This window comes from Pedobacter agri, assembly GCF_032678665.1.
GTDB classification, from domain to species: domain Bacteria; phylum Bacteroidota; class Bacteroidia; order Sphingobacteriales; family Sphingobacteriaceae; genus Pedobacter; species Pedobacter agri_A.
Genome location: NZ_JAVTSH010000006.1, coordinates 327,129 through 346,559, shown reverse-complemented (window position 1 = coordinate 346,559; position 19,431 = coordinate 327,129). Strand labels below are relative to the sequence as shown.

General features: G+C 39.1%; 11 protein-coding genes. 5 read left to right on the top strand and 6 right to left on the bottom strand.

The genetic code is table 11. The features are described 5' to 3' along the window. Positions 1-136: 136 nt before the first annotated feature. The 5 genes from R2Q70_RS14605 to R2Q70_RS14585 all read left to right on the top strand — a co-directional run bounded on the left by R2Q70_RS14605 (position 137) and on the right by R2Q70_RS14585 (position 7,634). Entirely contained in the window at positions 137-2,044 is a 1,908-nt protein-coding gene (locus R2Q70_RS14605) for a DEAD/DEAH box helicase (protein WP_316808304.1), read from the top strand. Positions 2,045-2,182: 138 nt separating this feature from the next. Continuing rightward, the gene (locus R2Q70_RS14600) at positions 2,183-2,611 is read left to right on the top strand and encodes a putative quinol monooxygenase (RefSeq protein ID WP_316808303.1); all 429 of its coding nucleotides are present in this window, start codon (positions 2,183-2,185) and stop codon (positions 2,609-2,611) included. 185 nt (positions 2,612-2,796) lie between these two features. Further along, on the top strand, positions 2,797-4,641 hold the full coding sequence (locus tag R2Q70_RS14595; protein WP_316808302.1) for an alpha-L-fucosidase: 1,845 nt from the start codon (positions 2,797-2,799) through the stop codon (positions 4,639-4,641). A 69-nt stretch (positions 4,642-4,710) separates the two neighbouring features. Continuing rightward, positions 4,711-6,297, top strand: coding sequence for a bacillithiol biosynthesis cysteine-adding enzyme BshC (bshC, locus tag R2Q70_RS14590; RefSeq protein ID WP_316808301.1), 1,587 nt, complete (start codon positions 4,711-4,713; stop codon positions 6,295-6,297). 251 nt (positions 6,298-6,548) lie between these two features. Further along, entirely contained in the window at positions 6,549-7,634 is a 1,086-nt protein-coding gene (locus R2Q70_RS14585; protein ID WP_316808300.1) for an Ldh family oxidoreductase, read from the top strand. Between the two features lie 85 nt (positions 7,635-7,719). On the opposite strand, the gene R2Q70_RS14580 is transcribed toward R2Q70_RS14585, so the two are convergent. The 6 genes from R2Q70_RS14580 to lepB form a co-directional block, all read right to left on the bottom strand. Beyond that, on the bottom strand, positions 7,720-10,395 hold the full coding sequence (locus R2Q70_RS14580) for a glycoside hydrolase family 3 N-terminal domain-containing protein (protein ID WP_316808299.1): 2,676 nt from the start codon (positions 10,393-10,395) through the stop codon (positions 7,720-7,722). Between the two features lie 12 nt (positions 10,396-10,407). Next, positions 10,408-11,835 (bottom strand): alpha-L-fucosidase, encoded by a 1,428-nt coding sequence (locus tag R2Q70_RS14575; protein WP_316808298.1) that lies wholly within the window; start codon positions 11,833-11,835, stop codon positions 10,408-10,410. A gap of 52 nt (positions 11,836-11,887) precedes the next feature. Further along, positions 11,888-13,495: a SusD/RagB family nutrient-binding outer membrane lipoprotein gene (locus tag R2Q70_RS14570; protein WP_316808297.1), complete on the bottom strand. Its 1,608-nt coding sequence runs from the start codon at positions 13,493-13,495 to the stop codon at positions 11,888-11,890. 20 nt (positions 13,496-13,515) lie between these two features. Beyond that, entirely contained in the window at positions 13,516-16,737 is a 3,222-nt protein-coding gene (locus tag R2Q70_RS14565; RefSeq protein WP_316808296.1) for a SusC/RagA family TonB-linked outer membrane protein, read from the bottom strand. 126 nt (positions 16,738-16,863) lie between these two features. Then, entirely contained in the window at positions 16,864-18,054 is a 1,191-nt protein-coding gene (locus R2Q70_RS14560; RefSeq protein ID WP_316808295.1) for an ROK family protein, read from the bottom strand. 141 nt (positions 18,055-18,195) lie between these two features. Then, positions 18,196-19,389 (bottom strand): signal peptidase I, encoded by a 1,194-nt coding sequence (gene lepB / locus R2Q70_RS14555; protein ID WP_316808294.1) that lies wholly within the window; start codon positions 19,387-19,389, stop codon positions 18,196-18,198. Positions 19,390-19,431: the final 42 nt, after the last annotated feature.

Below are 19,431 nucleotides of genomic sequence, written 5' to 3'. Positions count from 1 at the left end.
TTTTCCATCATCCATTTTACAACATACGTTTCTTCCTTATTTTCAAATATTTAGCTTAAAAAACTATTTACTTGTTTACCAGTAAAATACCAATTATTAACCGTACCTTTGCGGCTCAATTAAAAATAAAAGACGAATGACAAACCCATTTCAATTATTGGGGATAAGTGATGACGTCGTTAATGCCGTAAAAGAGCTTGGATTTGAAACTCCAACGCCTATTCAGGAGCAAAGTATTCCTGTACTGTTAGAAGGCACTAATGATTTTGTTGGTTTGGCCCAAACAGGAACAGGAAAAACAGCCGCATTTGGTTTGCCGCTGTTAGAACTAATCGATTTTAAAGTTAATAAACCACAGGCATTAATTTTATGCCCTACCCGTGAGTTATGCTTGCAAATCGCTAACGACCTTAAAAACTTTTCTAAAAACGTTGCTAATGCCCACGTTGTTGCCGTTTACGGTGGTGCGAACATTATGCAACAACTACGCGAAATACGCCAAGGCGTTCAAATCGTAGTGGCCACGCCCGGCCGTATGTTGGATATCATTGGCCGTAAAGCCATTGATTTTTCAAACGTTAAATATGTAGTGCTTGATGAAGCAGACGAGATGTTAAACATGGGTTTCCAGGATGACATCAACGATATTTTATCAACTACTCCTGATGACAAAAAAACCTGGTTATTCTCGGCAACCATGCCGGCAGAAGTTCGCCGTATTGCTAAAAAATACATGCATGAGCCTGTTGAATTAACCATGGGCACAAAAAATACGGGTAACGTAAACATCGAACACGAATATTACATTGTTCGTGCCCGTGATAAATACGCTGCCTTAAAACGTATTGTAGATTTTAACCCTGAAATTTTTGCCGTAGTATTTTGTAAAACCAAATTGGATACACAAGATGTTGCCGAGCACTTAATTAAAGATGGTTACAATGCTGATGCTTTACACGGCGATTTATCGCAACAACAACGTGATAAGGTAATGCAGCGTTTCCGTGAGCGTAACATGCAGTTGTTAATTGCTACTGATGTTGCTGCCCGTGGTATTGATGTAAATAACGTAACTCACGTAATCAACTATTCTTTACCTGATGAAATTGAAAGTTATACCCACCGTTCTGGCCGTACTGGTCGTGCAGGTAAAACTGGTATTTCAATCTGTATCATCAACTCTAAAGAACTGGGTAAAATCCGTCAGTTGGAGCGTATTATTGGTAAACAATTTACCAAAGCTGAGCTTCCTACAGGTTTTGATGTTTGTGAGAAACAATTATTCTCGTTGGTACACAAAGTACATAATGTAGAAGTTAACAATGAACAAATTGATCAGTACATTCCTCGTATTATGGATGAATTTGCTGATTTAACTAAAGAAGACGTGATTAAACGTTTCGCTTCATTAGAGTTTAACCGTTTCTTAGATTACTATTCTAAAGCACCTGATTTAAATGCAGCTGTTGGAGATGACCGTGGCGAAAGAGGTGAGCGTGGTGAAAGACGCGGACGCGGTAGCGAAGGTTACACCCGTTTGTTTATCAACTTAGGTTCGGTAGATGAGTTTACCCGTGGCGATATGTTATCATTTATCTGTAACAACGGAAAAATTGCTGGCAAAAGCGTTGGTAAAATCGATTTAAAAGGTGTTTTCTCTTTCTTTGAAGTAGAAGATGATGTGGCTGATAAAGTTTTCGAAGGATTTAAATCTGTAGAATTCAATGGCCGTCAGGTTCGTATTGAAAAGAGTGGAGATGGTGGTCGTGGTGAAGGTGCTGGCGAAAGACGCGGTGGCGGAGAAAGACGTAGCGGTGGTTTCGGCGGTGAACGCAGAGGCGGCGGTGGCGGTGGTTTCCGTGGCGGCGACAGAAGATCATCTGGCGGTAGCGGACGACGCGAAGGCGGTAGCCGTGAAGGCGGAAACGCTGGTGGTGGTTTCAGAGATTTCTCTGGACGCAGCCGTGATGAAAAAGGTGGAAGCGGACGTAGAGAAGGTGGAAGCAGAGAAGGTGGAAGTGGCGAACGCAGAAAAAAATGGTAAATCAATAAACCAAATATTTTACACCGGTCTTGTTTATTCAAGACCGGTTTTTTTTTGCTTAGGTTTTTCTGACTTGATTTAAAAATCTTAATATTACAATGACTTAATCATATCGATAATTTACAAGAACCTTAACCTATGAAGATCTTTCAAACGATTTATAAAATAACACTAACTCAATCTGGTTTATTGAAGTTTGCATTTATTTTGGCTTTAGTAACCTTTTCATTAAACCAAAATGCAATGTCGCAAGAAAAAAAACAAATGGTTCGATTGGCCAAAATTACAGTAGACCCATTGCAACTGGATAAATATAACAGTGCTCTAAAAGAACAAATGACTACTGCAATCCGACTTGAAGCAGGTGTATTAACTTATTACGCCGTTTCAGACAAAAGAAACCCATCGCACATTACCATACTCGAAATTTATGCTGATACTGCTGCTTACCAGGCGCATATTAATACAGCCCACTTCATAAAGTATAAAGACACGGTTAAGGATATGGTAAAATCTTTGGAACTTGTTGATGTTGATCTGATTGCAGCTGCAAAGAAACCTGACTAAATATTTCAAGCTATAAATACTTGAATAACCTAAACTATTCTTCGTATCAATATCCCTAAACTGCGCTAACATTTAGGGCATTTTTCTCAAAAAAAAGCCTATAAAGTTGATTCATGCAAACCGAGTAAACATTATTTATATTTCAAAATTAACGGTTATCTTTAATTAATTATCAACAGAAATATATGCGTATCCTAAAATGCATTTTTGCATTATCACTTTTTCTAACTACAAATCTTTTAGCTCAGGAGCGTACGGATCAGGAACGTAAAATGGAATGGTTTTCAAACGCAAAACTGGGGATTTTCATCCATTGGGGCATTTATTCTGTAAATGGTATTTCAGAATCGTGGTCATTTTTTAACAATTACATCAACCACGATGCCTACATGAAACAATTAGGTGGATTTGGTGCCGAAAATTATCATCCGCAGGAATGGGTAAATTTAATAAAAGAAAGTGGTGCTAAATATGCCGTAATTACCACCAAACACCATGACGGTGTTGCACTTTGGAACAGTAAAGCCGTAAACGCAACCACAACCTTAAATCACAGTGCTGCAAAGAGAGATTTAATTACGCCATTTGTTAGTGAGCTCCAAAAATCAGGATTAAAAACAGGGTTGTATTTTTCACTTCCAGACTGGAGTTACCCAGATTACGATATCTTTACCCGGGAGCGAAAACGATACGACATTAACAAGGAAGCTAAAAGGTGGGATACTTTTGTCAATTACTATCAATCGCAATTAAAGGAACTTTCTACAAAATATAATCCTGATTTACTTTGGTTTGATGGCGATTGGGAACATACACCGGAAGCATGGCAAAGTGACAAGGTTCATCGTTTGTTAAAGGCAAAAAACCCGAACATCATCATCAATTCTAGATTAGACCAACATGGTGATTATGAAACACCAGAGCAAGGCGTTCCTGTAATAAAACCTTCGGCAAAATATTGGGAACTTTGTTATACCATGAATGATTCATGGGGTTATCAGCCATACGACAAGCACTACAAATCATCAAACATGATTATCAGAACCCTGGTGGATTGTATCAGCATGGGTGGAAATTTATTGCTGGATATTGGCCCAAAAGCCGATGGAACCATTGCTCCAGAACAAGTTAAAATTTTAAAAGATTTAGGCCGATGGACAAACAAACACAGCGAAGCCATTTACGAAACACAAGCCGGAATTCCAGATGAACATGTAGATGCAAAAACAGCCTTATCAAAAGATAAAACACAACTCTACATTTATCTTGATTTCAAAACCACGAAAGGTATCTTGCTTAAAGGCATTAAATCAACAATAAAAAAGGTAGAAATTGTGGGCAGTAAATCTGAAGTAAAATTCACGAAATTTAACGATACGGATTACATTTTTGATGTTCAGGAAAATGATTTTGATCAGGATGTTACCGTATTAAAAGTTTCCTTCAACCAAGAAATTACGTTTTCACAGAAAAAGCAGCAGCCACTTTCTTTGCAGACCTTATTTGAAGTCACCCATGCAATGGATTTTTCTAATGTAAACTTGCGAACCCTTGCCAGTGATATCAATAGCGGGCTAAATATTTTTGATGATACTAACCTTGCGGCAGATGGTTTAGGTTTTAAATCAGGCGTAAAAAATGCAAAGAACAGCATCAATACCTGGGTGGTTAAACATGCAGAAGCTTTACACAAAACTACCGCAGGAATTCCTGCCGGCCATTATATTGGAAACACGGCGCTATCTGCAGACAAGCAAACTTTGTATCTTTTTGTAGAAGGTACACCTACCGGACCAATTGCGATCAAAGGGTTAAAAAACAACATCAGCAGAATAAGAGTGGTTGGCGAAGGTACCATGCTTAACCATGAAGTTTATAATAAATTGTACTGGAGTAAGGTTCCTGGAATTGTGTACATCGATATTCCAAAGGATAAATTAGACAAAGAGTTAACCGTTATCGCAGTGCTTTTAGATGGCCCGGTTGATTTGCACAGGGAAAAAGTGGGTGCTGTTGAAAGTAATCTATAATTATTTAACAATTGTAAAATAGTAATTCAGCATGATGAATATTCTTAATTTGCAGTACTTTCGCTAATTATGCAGGCAAAATATATCTCCTATCAGGAAACCGGTTCATTTTCGAAACTGGTTTTGGATTATATCAATAACGAAGAAGCGCTTAAGGCTTTTTACAGTTATCGCCCTGACAGGAAAGGTTTAGCCGAAGCCATTGAAAAACGGAATTTCTTAGGAGACAGAAACATCCTGGTTGAAGTGCTTAAACAGCAATATCAGCACATTCAAACCAATAAATCGGTAACCAAAAACATAGAGCTTTTAGCATTAGAAAATACCTTTACGGTAACCACTGGCCACCAGTTAAATCTTTTTACAGGCCCGCTCTATTTTATTTACAAAATTGTAACCGCCATCAATTTAGCTATTGAATTGAAAATGGCGCATCCGGATAAAAATTTTGTGCCAGTATATTGGATGGCTACCGAAGATCATGATTTTGATGAAATCAATCATGTGAGTGTAGATGAAAAGAACATCAGCTGGATACAAACCACCAACGGCGCTACAGGCAGATTAAGCACTAAAACCGTTGCTGCGGCAGTTACGGCTTACAAAGGTTATCTGGGCATTTCAAAAAATGGCAAACACATCGCTAAACTGGTAGAAAAAGCTTACCTCGAACATGATAATTTAGCCGATGCCACCCGCTATCTGGTAAATAAACTTTTTGAGAAATATGGCCTGGTTATCGTTAATGCTGATGAACCAGCTTTAAAAAAACTGTTTGCTAACATTATCACCGCTGATGTTATTGAACACAACAGCTCAAAAAATATTGAAGAAAGCTCAAAAAAACTACAAGATTTAGGTTTTAAAACCCAGGTAAATGGGCGGGATATCAATTTCTTTTACCTGAAAGATGATTTGCGGGAACGTTTGGTTTTCGAAAAAGGTAAGTACCTGGTGAATCATACAGACATCAGTTTTACGGAAGATGAATTGAAAGCTGAAATTGAATCAAACCCGGAGCGATTTAGTCCGAATGTGGTGATGCGCCCCATGTATCAGGAAGTGATTTTACCGAATATTGCCTACATTGGCGGAGGTGCTGAAGTGGCTTATTGGATGCAACTAAAAGCAAACTTCGATTTCTATAAAGTTGATTTTCCGGTGTTGTTGTTGCGTAATTCTGCATTACTAATTGATAAACGCAGTGCGGAAAATTTGTACAATCTGGGATTTTCACTGGAAGATGTTTTCTTACCTACCGAAGAATTGAAAAATCTGTGGGTAAGGAAAAATTCTACAGCGCAGCTCAGTTTAGCCGATGAAAGCCGAGCAATCAACAGCATTTTCGATCAGATTAAGTTAAACGCTTATAAAATTGATAAAACACTTTCAGTTTCTACCGATACTGCAAAACAAAAAACCAACCGTTTAATTGAAAATTTGGAAAAGAAATTATTCAGGGCTGAAAAGCGCAAGCATGAAATGGCTTTGATTCAAATAGAAAATGTAAAAAAGCGACTTTTTCCGAATGGAACCATGCAAGAAAGAACCATGAACCTGGCTCCCATGTATGTAAACTATGGTGAAGATTTTCTTTCCTCATGCATCGAAAATTTTGAACCTTTGGGCGGCGATTTTACGTTGCTTTTGCCTTAAGGAGTAAAGAGCAAGGAACAAGGAGCAAAGAGCAAGAACAAAGAGCAAGGAACAAATAGCGAGGAACAAAGAGCAAGGAGCAAGGAGCAAGGAACAAAGCGCAAGGAACAAAGAGCAAGGAACAAAGAGCAAAGAACAAAGCGCAAGGAATAAAGAATATAAAAATAAAAATAGTTCAACGATGAAAGGACATTGGTGTAAGCAAGAAGTCTTTAATCTTTGTTCTTTATTCCTTAATCAAAATCAACAATATGAACTTCATTACTTTTACCGAATCACACCTTCGGAATTTTACCTACAACGTTTTTAAAGAAATGGGCTGTTCTGATGAGCATGCTACACTGGCGACAGATGTATTGGTTCGTTCTGATTTACGTGGAATAGATTCGCATGGTGTTGCCCGGTTGAGTGGTTATGTTCGGTTGTGGGAGAAAAACAGAATTAATGCCACGCCAAACATTAAAATCGTACATGAAACGCCTACTACCGCAACCATTGATGGTGATGCAGGTTTAGGGTTGGTTGTTGCACCCTTTGCCATGCAGGTGGCCATTGAAAAAGCAGAAAAATATGGCAGTGGTTGGGTTTCTGTTAAAAACTCAAACCATTTCGGCATTGCAGGTTATCACGCTTTAATGGCGGTTGAAAAAGATATGATTGGGATCAGCATGACCAATGCTAGTCCGCTGGTTGCCCCTACCTATGCGAACGAACGTTTGTTGGGTACAAACCCGATGTGTTATGCTTTTCCGGCCGGTAAATATCCACCTGTTATTGTAGACATGGCAACTTCTGCCGCTGCCAATGGAAAACTGGAGATTGCGCAAAGGGCCAATAAACCCATTCCTGATGGTTGGGTTCAGGATAAAAACGGCGAAAATTCAATTGATCCAAACGAACTAAAAAGCGGAGGTTCACTTTTACCGCTCGGTAGCGACAAAGATCATGGCAGCCATAAAGGTTACGGATTGAGTGCTACAGTCGATATTTTATCTGCTGTATTATCCGGTGCGAATTACGGACCCTGGGTTCCGCCATTTGTGGCTTTCCTAGAGCCTTCTGCAAATCCAGTCGGCGAAGGTTTAGGTCATTTTTTAGGTGCCATGCGTGTGGATGGTTTCCGCCCTGCGGCAGACTTTAAAAACCACCTCGATAATTGGGTAGAACGTTTTAAAAATGCCAAAACTATTGATCCTGATAAAAAAGTAGTGATCCCGGGTGAACCTGAGCATGAGTTTGAGCAGGAAAGAAAAGTAAGCGGAATCCCTTTAATCGATGTGGTGGTGAACGATTTAAACGAACTGGCGGCGAAACTGGGCATTCAGAAACTCAGTTAACAATAAAAAGCCGCGAGTGTAACCAGCACTCACGGCGATAACTAACTAAGTACATATGGTTAACCTACCATAAAAAGGCAAAATCTTAACGCACCCGAAGCGTTTCTTTGAGCCACAAGGCTTTACTGGAAGCCCCGATCATGATTCTAAAATCGCCTGGCTCAATCACCGTTTTCATTTCAGCGTTGAGCATTTTCAGCATATCAGGTGTTATTTCAAAACTAATTTCTTTGGTTTCACCCGGCTTAAGCGAAATGCGTTTAAATCCTTTAAGTTCTAAAACCGGTCTGGCAACCGTTGCCAGCATATCTCTGATGTATAGCTGAACAACTTCTTCTCCCGCCAGTGCACCAGCATTTTTTAGTTTAAATGTTGCAGTGATTTTCTCATCCGCATTCATTTCTTTTTTACTTAAGGTGAGATCACTGTATTCAAACCTGGTATAACTCAGGCCATAGCCAAACGGAAATAATGGCTCACCACTCAAATTATTATAGTCGTCTCCCCTGCCCGTTGGCTTGTGGTTATACACCAATGGCAACTGCGATTCATGAACTGGATACGTAATAGGTAATCTTCCGGCAGGATTATGAATGCCAAAAAGCGTTTCGGCTACTGCGTTTCCACCTTCTTCACCAGGATACCAAACATTTAAAATCGCCGGAACCTGATCCATCCAGTTATTCATGGTGATGGCACTTCCACCCACCAATAAAACCACCACTGGTTTGCCGGTTTTAGCCATTTCGGTAATTAGTTTTTCCTGATTGCCTGGCAGACTCAGCATGGCCCGATCCTGAAACTCCCCTTCCTTAATCCCAGCAGCAATGATCACCACATCAGCCTGTTTTGCCAATAAAACTGCTTCAGCGAGTTCTTCCTCCTTACGGTCCTCCACATCGAAATTGGAAATTAATTTGATGTAGGCATTGCCCTTTGTCTCCTGAAATTCTACCCGGATGTTATATTCTATCCCTTTTTCGAATTTGAATGGAATCAATCGGGTGTGATAGGATGTTTTTTCCCACTGATCGATGAGCAGTTGATCATTGATAAATAAACGAAAGCCATCATTTCCTTCCAGACCAACCTTAAATTCTCCTGCTTTCGGAGCAACTAATTTACCAGTCCAGCGAACCGCATAATTATCTTTTGTCAGTTTTCGATCCGGAGCATAAAGTGTCCACATGAAATTGATTTGCGCATCTATTCTTGTGACAGCAGGAACGCCGGATAAATTTAAATTATTAAAATATTCTCCCTTTAATCCGCTTGAAGTATCTGTTCTCAAATAATCTTTCGGGATGGGTTTATACCATTGTGGATCGCGGCTACTGCCTTTTGCATAGTCCACCTTTGCGCTTGCTCCTACCAGTTTCTTTATGCCATCTAAAATATTCACCTTTCCATTTCCAGAACCGCTGTAACCACCAAGACGGGCATCGATGGCATCTTCACCCAAAACGAGAATGTTTTTCACGTTTTTTAATGGCAAAACGGATGAATTGTTTTTAAGTAGCACAAAAGATTTCTGTGCTGTTTGTTTGGCGATGATTTTATGGCTTTTGTCTGTAACTGCCTTTTGTGCGTCCTTTTCCGACACATAAGGATTTTCGAATAAACCCAGTTCAAACTTTGCCCTGAGCACCCTTGAAACGGCATCGTCTATGCGCTGTTGCGAAATCGAACCATCTAAAAAAGGTGGAATAAACAATTTATAATGATCAAATTCAGTCTGAAAAATCACATCGAGTCCGCCTTCCATTGCTTGCACTGTAGATTGCGAATATCCGGTTGCGGTATGATGTAACACGCTTGCCCCGCCAACAGCTCCGGCATCGGAAATTACAAAACCGCTGAAACCCCAATCTTTTTTTAACTTTTGAGTAAGCAGTTGATAGTTGGATGTAGCCGGAATACCGTCAACTGAATTGTAAGCAGTCATTAATGATCGGCTTTTACCTTGCTTAATAGCCGTTTCAAATGGTGGAAAATAAATCTCCTCCATTAACCTTTCATTGAAATGAATCGGATAACTATCACGGCCACCATCTCCAAAATTGGCTATAAAATGTTTGGGTGTGGTTACGATATTTTGTTTTTCAAATGCACTGACAAAGGCAAGTCCCATTTGCGAAGAAAGAAAAGGATCTTCTCCATAAGTTTCTTCGGTCCTTCCCCAGCGTACATCTGACGCGATATTAACTACCGGCGTTAAAATATCTCTGATGCCGCGAAGTTTAGTTTCTTTGGCAATTGCACCAGCTACGTTTGCCATATTTGCCGTATCGAAACTTGCCGCCAAACCAATTGCCTGCGGAAAAGCGGTTGCACCCTGGCGAACCAAACCGTGAAGTGCTTCATCGAAAGCAATAATTGGAATACCCAAGCGGGTTTCGTTAATAAAATATTTTTGAATGGCATTTATTTTTTTAGCGAGTGTAAAGGCATTTTCAGTAGTGTTGTAACTTAACATCTGGTTAGCGCCACCACCACCTTGTGCTACAGCACTTACCTGCAAGCCAAATATTCCATTTTGATAGCGTTTTTTGTCTACACCGTCCAAATCTCCGGGAATCATAAACAATTGCCAGAATTTTTCTTCAGGAGTCATCCTCGCCAGCAAATCTTTTACACGCTCATCAACACTCGCCTTCGCATCTTTGTAAATGAATTTTGTTTTGTTTTGAGCGGAAGCAGATTGACCCAGTACGGTGAAAAAGACTAATCCAACAGAAAGCATGATGTTTTTTATTTTCATTTTTCAGTGGATTTATTGAGGCGTAAATTCGAAAGCTAAAGCCGCTGTTTGTTCAACCTTCGGAAGTGAAACCATGATTTCGCCGTTTATATTCTGCCATTTAACTTTTTTGCCTGTCGATACGAATGTAAGATCACTCCCTTTTTTAGGCACATTACCCTTCCATCTCAGCACCGCTGGGACAGCTTCGCCTGGTTTTAAACAATAGATGGCGAAGATTTTTTTAGCATCCTTGCTTTGGGTAAACCAGGTTTGTCCATCATGGTAATTCTTTGTAATGCGGGTACCGTAAATGGCTCTGCCGTTTTTCGACGTCCAATTTCCGATTTCATGGAGTTGATGGGTAACTGGCTCGGGTAAGGTTCCATCTGGTTTCGGCCCAACGCCAAGCAGTAAACTTCCGCCTTTGGCCACAATCTCCACCAGCTTATGTACTACTTCGGTTGATGATTTATATTGATCTTTGGGAACAAAACCCCATGCGCCACCCAATGTCATACAGCTTTCCCATGGATAATCTAATTGCTTTTCCGGAATTCTTTGCTCGGGTGTTTGATAATTTTCAAAGGGGCCATGAACTGTCCGATCAACCATTAATAAGCCGGGTTGTGCTTTTCTGGCCATTGTTGCAATCTTCGGCATATCAATATCCTGGCTCCATTTCGGAATATTGGCGCCCCATGAAAGCACTTCTTCGTTTACCGTTTCTAACGGACGAACCCAGCCACCATCCAGCCATAAAATATCTACACTTCCGTAGTTATTCATAAGTTCACTGATCTGGTTAAAGGTAAAATCTTTAAATTTATTCCAGCGCCATGGATATTTCCGGATATCGTAATTGTTGTTGCGATCTGCCGTGGCGTATTTTTGCCACCAGTAATATTGTGAGTGCCAATCGGGTTTAGAAAAGTAGGCTCCAATCATGAAACCATCTTTTCTAAAAGCATCAAAAACATATTTGGCAACATCAGCTTTAGGGTTACTGGCAAAAGGACCTTTGGCGATGCTAAAATCACTTTGTTTGGTATCAAACATGGCAAATCCGTCGTGGTGTTTCGTGGTAAAAACGAGGTATTTCATTCCTGCCTTCTTGCCTGCCGCCGACCATTGCTCCGGATTAAATTTTGTTGGATTGAATTGTTTGCTGAAATCCCAATACCACTTTTTATAGTTTTCATAAGAAACCGTAGAGTCTCGTTCAATCCAGTCTTCTGAACAGATTGACCATGATTCGATAATTCCTGGTACGGCATATAAACCCCAGTGAATGATCATTCCAAACTTCTTGTCCTGCCATTGATCTAGTTTTTCTTTAACCAGTTGATCTTTTGGCCATTCATATGTTGCAGATTGCTGCATGATATCGTTGCGTTCTTGCGCAAAAGAAAACACAGAGCAACATACTAACGCAGAAACAATAATTAATTTTCTATACATCTTAAAATATAAAAATCCCAGCCAAATGACTGGGATTAAATGAATTATTCAACTAAGGCATCCAAAAGATTTTTGTTTTTCTGGTGTCTTTACTTACAACGGCCTGATAGTTTTCACTATTGAGTGTTTTTTCCTTCGCAGGATAAACCAATCTTGTTGGCGGGGTATCAAAACCTGATAACTTTCCTGCTGTTGGAAAAGTTAAAAGAGGGAAACCCGTTCTTCTATACTCAGACCAAGCTTCTGTTGATTGTAAAACTCCGTAATGAAGCCACTTTTGGTTGTAAATCAAGGTGAGTTTAGCAGCAGAAGATCCTGTATAAGTCGCTGTAGAGGAGTTTACCCATGCATCTACAACTGATGCAGAAGGTGCTGTTACATTTCGGTAACCACCTCCCTGATTTAAATTATTAAGGTAATGATAGAAAGTAACTGATTGCCTTAAAGCCTTATCATATGCTGTTTTTGCAGAAGCAGTATTTCCCCATCTTTCAAAAGCTTCTGCTTTTAGAAAGTTAACTTCTGATGAGGTGATTAATATGCCTGGTAACTTTTGGTTAAACAAAAATGTTGCTGAATCCAATACAGAGTAGTCCGCAAAGCTAGATTCTTGCTGAGCCGTTGTAAATGTGATCGGCATTGCTCTATAGTTTGCATTTTGAACAAACACATCCCTATTGTTGACCTTCACTATTCTACCAAATTTATCATAAATAACCGGAATCCTTGGATCATTGGCTGGTAACATCAAAGTATTTAATGCATAATCTGTGGCATACCAGCTTCCTTCGAAAAAGGCATCTCTTAAATCACTTGTGCTGTTTGTTAGCGTTTGCAACAAAACATCTGATGTTGCAGGGTTGTATTCGGATGTGTTATCGCCATCTATTAACGGCGTGGTTGACTGATTGCCAAGCATAGCTAAAACTGCTGTTCTGGCGGTTGCTTCATCCGTTCTGGAAATACGCATTAATAAACGTAGGCGCAATGAATTTGCATAGCGAGCCCACATATTCATACTTCCCTTTAACAGAATGTCAGATTTTGAAAAAGCTGATGTTGTAGTATTGGTGTTGAAGTAAGTTGCCAAAGCCTCCAAATCGGCAATAAAAGAAGTATACAATGCCTTCTGCTCATCGTATTTCGGATTACTGATTGTACTGCTTAAGTTTAAGCTACCTGCTGCAGAAAATGGAATATCACCCCATAAATCTACCATTTTTGCCGCCTGTTCAATCAAAACAACTTTGGCAGCTTGCATAATCGCTTTCTGATTGGCTTGTTCAGCAGCCGATAAGGATTGATATTTAACTTCCATCGTTCTGTATTGAGCCAATACACCACTACCATTTCCACCAGTGCTGTAAAAATCATCCCAATATTGTTGAGAATAGCCATCACTTTGCTGATAAATGGTATTGCCATTTGCGATGTAGCTTGTTTGTGCATAAACACCAGGCATTTGAGTTAAAAACGTACGTACATTCCAATACTTTGCCGCAACACGGTCGTTATTGAGCATACCAGTGAATAATCCATTTAAGCTGGGATCTAAAACTTTTTCCGGATTATTAAATTTTTCATCAAGTTCTTTTTTACAACCAACTACAGTCGATATTGCAATTAAAAGAAAGCTTGCTTTTATAAATAACTTTTTCATAATTTTTATTGATTCGTTGGTTAAAAATTAGCGTTAAGTGAGAAACCAAAGTTTCTTGAAGCTGCTGTAGAACCTACATCGACCCCTTGAGACCACCATTTATTTCCCAGAGGTGCCTCAGGGTCTAAATCTTTTAAGGTACGGTGAATGTAAAATAAGTTACGTCCAATTAGTGAAAACCTAAGGTTTGTGATACCTATCTTTTTAGTAAAGGTTGCAGGTATTTTGTAGCTCAGGGTGATCTCTCTCATTTTAATGTAGTTATTGTTGAAAATTTCTGCTTCAGTTAAGGAACCTTCACCCCAGTTATAAGTGGTGATATAGTAGTCAGCAGCAGAAAGTATTTTGGTATTTGGCAAGCCTGTTGTTTGATTAACGCCTTGCAATAATACCCCATCATTGTAGGTTTTACCATTGCTTGTGTAGGTCAACCCACCATTTTCAGCATCTCTAAATTCCATTGAATTTTCAAGCATACCTGCGCCACGCATGTATTTTAAGTTTGGAGCAATCATTTTGCCTCCAAAACGATAATCAATAGTGAAATCTAAGGCAAAATTACTATAGCTTAATGTGTTAGAAAAACCACCGACAGCTTTTGGCATAATATTTCCAGCTTTAACATACACTGAATTATCCATTACATAGAAACCATCATCATTAATTAAATAATTTCCATTAGCATCAGTTTTTCTTGGGCGAATGTAGATGTTACCCAGTTCTTCACCTGCTTTTGCTACAATTTTGGCAGTAGCCTGATCTGAGCTATAAAAGTTAATTTCTGAATTGGAATCTTTTAATGAGTTAACTTTAGATTTATTGGTAGAGAAGTTTAAACGGGTATCCCATCTAAATTTACCAGCAATTGGAGTAGCATTTAATGCCACCTCAAAACCTCTGTTTCCAATTTCACCCACATTTATGATTTGACTTTGTGCGCCATTCGTTGAAGTTACATCAAGCGGTAAAATCTGGTTTTTGATTTTGTTATCATAATAACTAACATCAAAACCTAATCTACCCTTTAAGAAACGTGTTTCTAAACCAAATTCTGCTTCATGTTTTTTCTCTGGTAATAAATTTAAGTTACCAAAAGATCTGGCTGTAATAATGGATGGAACTGAACCATTTACACTTTGAAGCGAGTTTTGAGTATAGGCAATGTTAGCTTCATAAATTGGGGGAGCATTTCCCACAACGCCATATGATGCTCTTAATTTACCATAATCCCAGAATGATGGCAACTTAACAATATCGCTAAATACAAAACCTGTATTTACAGAGAAATAAGAATATTGATTGTTTTGAGGAGGTAATGTAGAAACATATTCTCTCCTACCAGTGGCCTCTAAAAACAGAAAATCTTTATAGCTAAAGTTTGCGATGCCCAGATAAGCATATTTTAGCTGTTCTTTTCTTGTTTCTGCTGTTTCTGCGACATTAAATGAGTTGGATAATGCAAAGAAATTTTCAGAAACTAATCCATCTCTGGTGTTTGATCTTAAATCTTTAAATGTTTCCTTTCTTCCCTGATAACCTCCACTTAGAGATAACCCGAAATCTTCACCTATTTTATTAGAATAAGTTACCAATGCATCGCCATACAATATAGCATATTGCCCCTGATTAGTAGTGTAAGAGCCTGTACTGGTGTTACCATTTAATGCACTAGGAATTTCAGTAAACTGTCTGTTCTCAGCTTTTATGCTTGTGTAGTCATTACCAATACGACCTCTAAATTTCAGGTTCTTGGCAAAATCATAATTTAACGTGAAACTGGATAATAACCTATTTTCGTTCTCCTGATAATTATTTTTTAATTGTTGCCAGTAAAAATCCAATAAATTTGTTGCTCTGATATTATAAACAAATGGTTCAGGGCGTGCAGTTTGATCAAAAGTAGAATATTTGTAACCGTTACTTGTTTGGTATTTTTCTTTCATCAAACTCATATCTTCTGCACGACTAAAAAAACCGGCGAAAGAACCTAAAACCTGACCCAACTGGTATGGTCTGTTTATCGTTTTCGTGTTAACGTAGCTTACGATAACATCAGCAGAAACTTTTGGAGCTATTTTTATTGTAGAGTTTAAGTTGAAGGTGTTTTTAGAACCCGTATTACCAGGCTGTGTACCTTTATAATCTAACCTTGTTGCAGAAAAGCGATAATTTAATGCATCAGTTTGGTTTGATATGGCAATATTCGCATTTGAGGTATATCCATCCTGGTAAACATCGCGGTAATTGTTAGGTTGAGGTGAATAAGGGCGAATGGAACCATCCCACCATCTTACTTGCTGGCCTTCCATTTTAGGGCCAAAATTGGCGTAAGCCCTAAAATATGGTCTTAAGCCAGTTGGCGATAATGGATCAGCAATCCAACCTTCTTCTGTAGCACCATTAGCTACGTTAGTTTCTCTATCGTATCCTGGACCGTAAGTATTCTGAAAATTAGGTAGGAAAGCAACTTGATCAATCGATCCCTGATAATTAAAATCGATACCTAAACCACGACTTTTTGAGCCTTTTTTAGTTGTAATAACGATCACACCACTGGCTGCATCAGATCCATATAAAGCAGATGCACTAGCGCCTTTTAATACCGTTAAACTTTCAATATCTGCTGGGTTAATATCTAAAATACCATTTCCACGAACACGCTGATCATCCCAATAGTTATTATTATTAGCTCCTGCAGCACCGTTTTGTCCATCATTTCTAATCATTACACCATCAACAACATATAAAGGTTGCTGATTATAATTAATGGAATTAATACCACGAATCTGAACGTTCACCGCACTACTTGCACCACCAGGCGCCGTCGTAATTTTCACACCTGCTGCCTTTCCATATAATGCTGATGCAAAATTTGTATTACCAGCCTCTGTTAGCTGCTTCGCTGTAACAGTACTAACTGCATAACCTAAAGATTTTTCTTGTCTTTTGATGCCTAAGGCAGTTGTTACTACACTAACCTCATCTAACTGGTTAGTGCTTTCCTTTAGCGTTATGCTAACTGTAGCTTGATCATTGTAAGCAACTTCCTGCCTTAAATAGCCAATTGCTGAAAAAACCAGGGTTTCTTTTGGAGATACGGCAATAGAAAATTTTCCACTTCCATCTGTTTGGGTAACTTTTGTTGTTCCCTTGATGGAAACGCTCACACCTGGAAGCGGTCCAGATGCATCTCTCACCGTTCCGGTGATTGTTTTTTGTGCGTAGGATGTTATTGTTAACATGGTTAACAACAATATACTCAAGCACCTTAAGTACACTCTTTTCATATTTTTTTAGTTAGGGTTTTGATTAGTTGTTTTAGGGATTTGGTTTCGGTTTTTATATATCCATAATTAAATAATTTATGCTTATTCGAATTGACTGTTTTCTACAATTAAACTGGCAGCAGCTAGCAATTCAGCTTCATCAGTTAGCGTAGATAATTTGATAGTGGTTTGCCCTGCAATACGGGGAATACAAAATTGATTAATGGCTTGCTGAATGGATGGCAAAAGCATTTGACCAGCTTTGGCACCTCTCCCACTCAACACAATACATTCAGGATTTAGAATATGAATTAATGTAGCTAAGCCTTTGCCAAGCTGAAAACCTGCTTTTGACAAAATAGAAATGGCCAGAGGGTCTTGTGCAATCACAGCATCCAAAAAATGATCTCTGGGATGTTTGCTTTTATCTTTGAAAAGCTCCTTCATGTTCGATTCACTACCTTCTGCGAGTGCTTTCTCAGCCTTCTCTGCCATCACCAGCAAAGATGTATCTACTTCAAGGCAACCCCGCCGGCCGCATGAACACAGGTTATTGCTGTCTGACAAAGGAATGTGGCTAAACTCACCCGCATACCCGCTGCTTCCGCGATAGAGTTTGCCGTTCATAATCATGCCCAAACCTGTACCCCAGCCAATATTTACTACCATGGCATCCTTCAGATCAATCGCTTCTCCAAAATTTAATTCAGCCAAGGCAATCAAACTCGAGTCATTATCAATAAATACGGGCAGTTTTATTTTTTTGCTTAAGTATTCGCGGAGTGTATCGCCTTGTTTAACGGGTAGGTAAGATAAGTTTACCCCTAATTCTGCGTTAACAAAACCCGGCATACCAATTCCAACCCCTACAATATTTTTTCTGTTAATGCCTGATTCGTCAATACTTTTGTTAATGAAATTGATCAGTGCTGAAACATCACTGTTCTCATCCGACATGTCAAACTCCAGGTATTGCATTGGAATTACCGCATTTCTGGAAAGGTTATAGATCGTTAGCCTGGTAATGAGCTGATCCATCGCTACTGCAACGATATATTTTTGATGATCGGCATTGAGCAAATACATAGATGGCCTTCTGCCACCCGTTGAGGGCGCCAAACCCTGTTCAAGAATATAACCTTCAGCAATTAAACCATTCACTATCGAGGTAACCAGTGGCAAACTTTTTTTAGTAAGCTTACTCAAATCGGTTAGCGATAAAGCCTTTTTATAATAGAGATGCTTTATAATGTCGGCCCTTAAGCGCTGACCTTTCTCAATAATGATAGACATGATTATTTGGTTTATAAACAAACTTAATAAATAAATTTAAAACATAAGCTAACTTAATAATTTTTTTTAAAAGTATTTTTCCAAACAAAAAAAGGCTTAAATTTCTTTAAGCCTTTTTTTGTTTGGATTTATGTCGTTAAACTAATCAATTCCTTTGAATAGCCTGCTCCAACGTATTTTACTGAAGAACGAGGCATCACTATCAATACTCATCCAGATGAATAATGCTTTACCTACGATGTGGTCTTCCGGAACAAATCCCCAGTAGCGGGAATCGGCAGAATTGTGGCGGTTATCACCCATCATCCAATAGTAATCCATTTTAAATGTATAGTTGGTTGCAATTTTATCATTGATGAACCACACACCATCTTTTTTCTCCACCTTGTTGCCTTCATACGTTCTGATTGCTCTGTAATAAAGCGGCATTGTAGTGCTATCGATTTTTACTGTCCATCCTTTCGAAGGAACTTTAATCGGTCCAAAGTTATCCCGATTCCAAACCCGATTTGGATCGTGCGGGAAAACACCGCCTTGTTCAGGACCTGGGGCATCAGGACTTAAGGTTACCGAGCTCACAAAATCAAATGCTTTCAGTTTTTCTGCAATTTCAGGCGAGGCATTTACAATGTAGGTTTTATCTGCAATGGCCGGACTGTTACCCAATTCAAGTTTAAATTCATCCAACACGGCATAATTAAAATCCATTGTTTTAAAAACAATCCGATAAGGCATCATGCCGGTATTTTTCAAAGGCTCTTGTTTACCATTTACCGAGGCCAGTCCATTGCTCATAGAGATTACATCTCCAGGAATCGCGATACACCGTTTAATGAAGTTTTCACGCTTATCAACCGGACGATCGACAATGGTAAAGTTACTTCGAACCTGTTCACGCCCCATATTGCGGACCATGTTGTAATAGCTATCTGATTGATTTTCTACCGCTACGGTATCGCCTTCAGGAAAGTTAAACACCACTACATCATTTCGCTTAATTTCCGATAAACCCGGCAGGCGACGATATTTCCACTGAACGCCATCCCAGTAAGCTTTTGTTGATGTAGTCAGTGGCATGGTGTGGTGCGCAAATGGAAATGCCACAGGTGTCATCGGGATGCGGGCACCATAGTTTACTTTACTCACGAAAAGAAAATCGCCAATTAATAAAGAGCGCTCCATTGATCCTGACGGAATGGTATAAGCCTCAATAAAAAAAACACGGATGATGGTAGCTGCTACAACAGCGAAAACAATGGCGTCAACCCATTCCCTTGTCTTTGTTTTTTTCTTTTTTGTGGCATCCTTTTTTCGTTGCCAGAATTTATAATTCATATTATTTTTTATTGGTTAACAGCTATTTAAACTGGTTAACTG

What these genes read in the sequence shown, in the direction of transcription:
- R2Q70_RS14605 (WP_316808304.1), top strand. Translation starts at nt 137, where the DNA reads ATGACAAACCCATTTCAATTATTGGGGATAAGTGATGACGTCGTTAAT.
- R2Q70_RS14600 (WP_316808303.1), top strand. Translation starts at nt 2,183, where the DNA reads ATGAAGATCTTTCAAACGATTTATAAAATAACACTAACTCAATCTGGT.
- R2Q70_RS14595 (WP_316808302.1), top strand. Translation starts at nt 2,797, where the DNA reads ATGCGTATCCTAAAATGCATTTTTGCATTATCACTTTTTCTAACTACA.
- bshC (WP_316808301.1), top strand. Translation starts at nt 4,711, where the DNA reads ATGCAGGCAAAATATATCTCCTATCAGGAAACCGGTTCATTTTCGAAA.
- R2Q70_RS14585 (WP_316808300.1), top strand. Translation starts at nt 6,549, where the DNA reads ATGAACTTCATTACTTTTACCGAATCACACCTTCGGAATTTTACCTAC.
- R2Q70_RS14580 (WP_316808299.1), bottom strand. Translation starts at nt 10,395, where the DNA reads ATGAAAATAAAAAACATCATGCTTTCTGTTGGATTAGTCTTTTTCACC.
- R2Q70_RS14575 (WP_316808298.1), bottom strand. Translation starts at nt 11,835, where the DNA reads ATGTATAGAAAATTAATTATTGTTTCTGCGTTAGTATGTTGCTCTGTG.
- R2Q70_RS14570 (WP_316808297.1), bottom strand. Translation starts at nt 13,495, where the DNA reads ATGAAAAAGTTATTTATAAAAGCAAGCTTTCTTTTAATTGCAATATCG.
- R2Q70_RS14565 (WP_316808296.1), bottom strand. Translation starts at nt 16,737, where the DNA reads ATGTTAACAATAACATCCTACGCACAAAAAACAATCACCGGAACGGTG.
- R2Q70_RS14560 (WP_316808295.1), bottom strand. Translation starts at nt 18,054, where the DNA reads ATGTCTATCATTATTGAGAAAGGTCAGCGCTTAAGGGCCGACATTATA.
- lepB (WP_316808294.1), bottom strand. Translation starts at nt 19,389, where the DNA reads ATGAATTATAAATTCTGGCAACGAAAAAAGGATGCCACAAAAAAGAAA.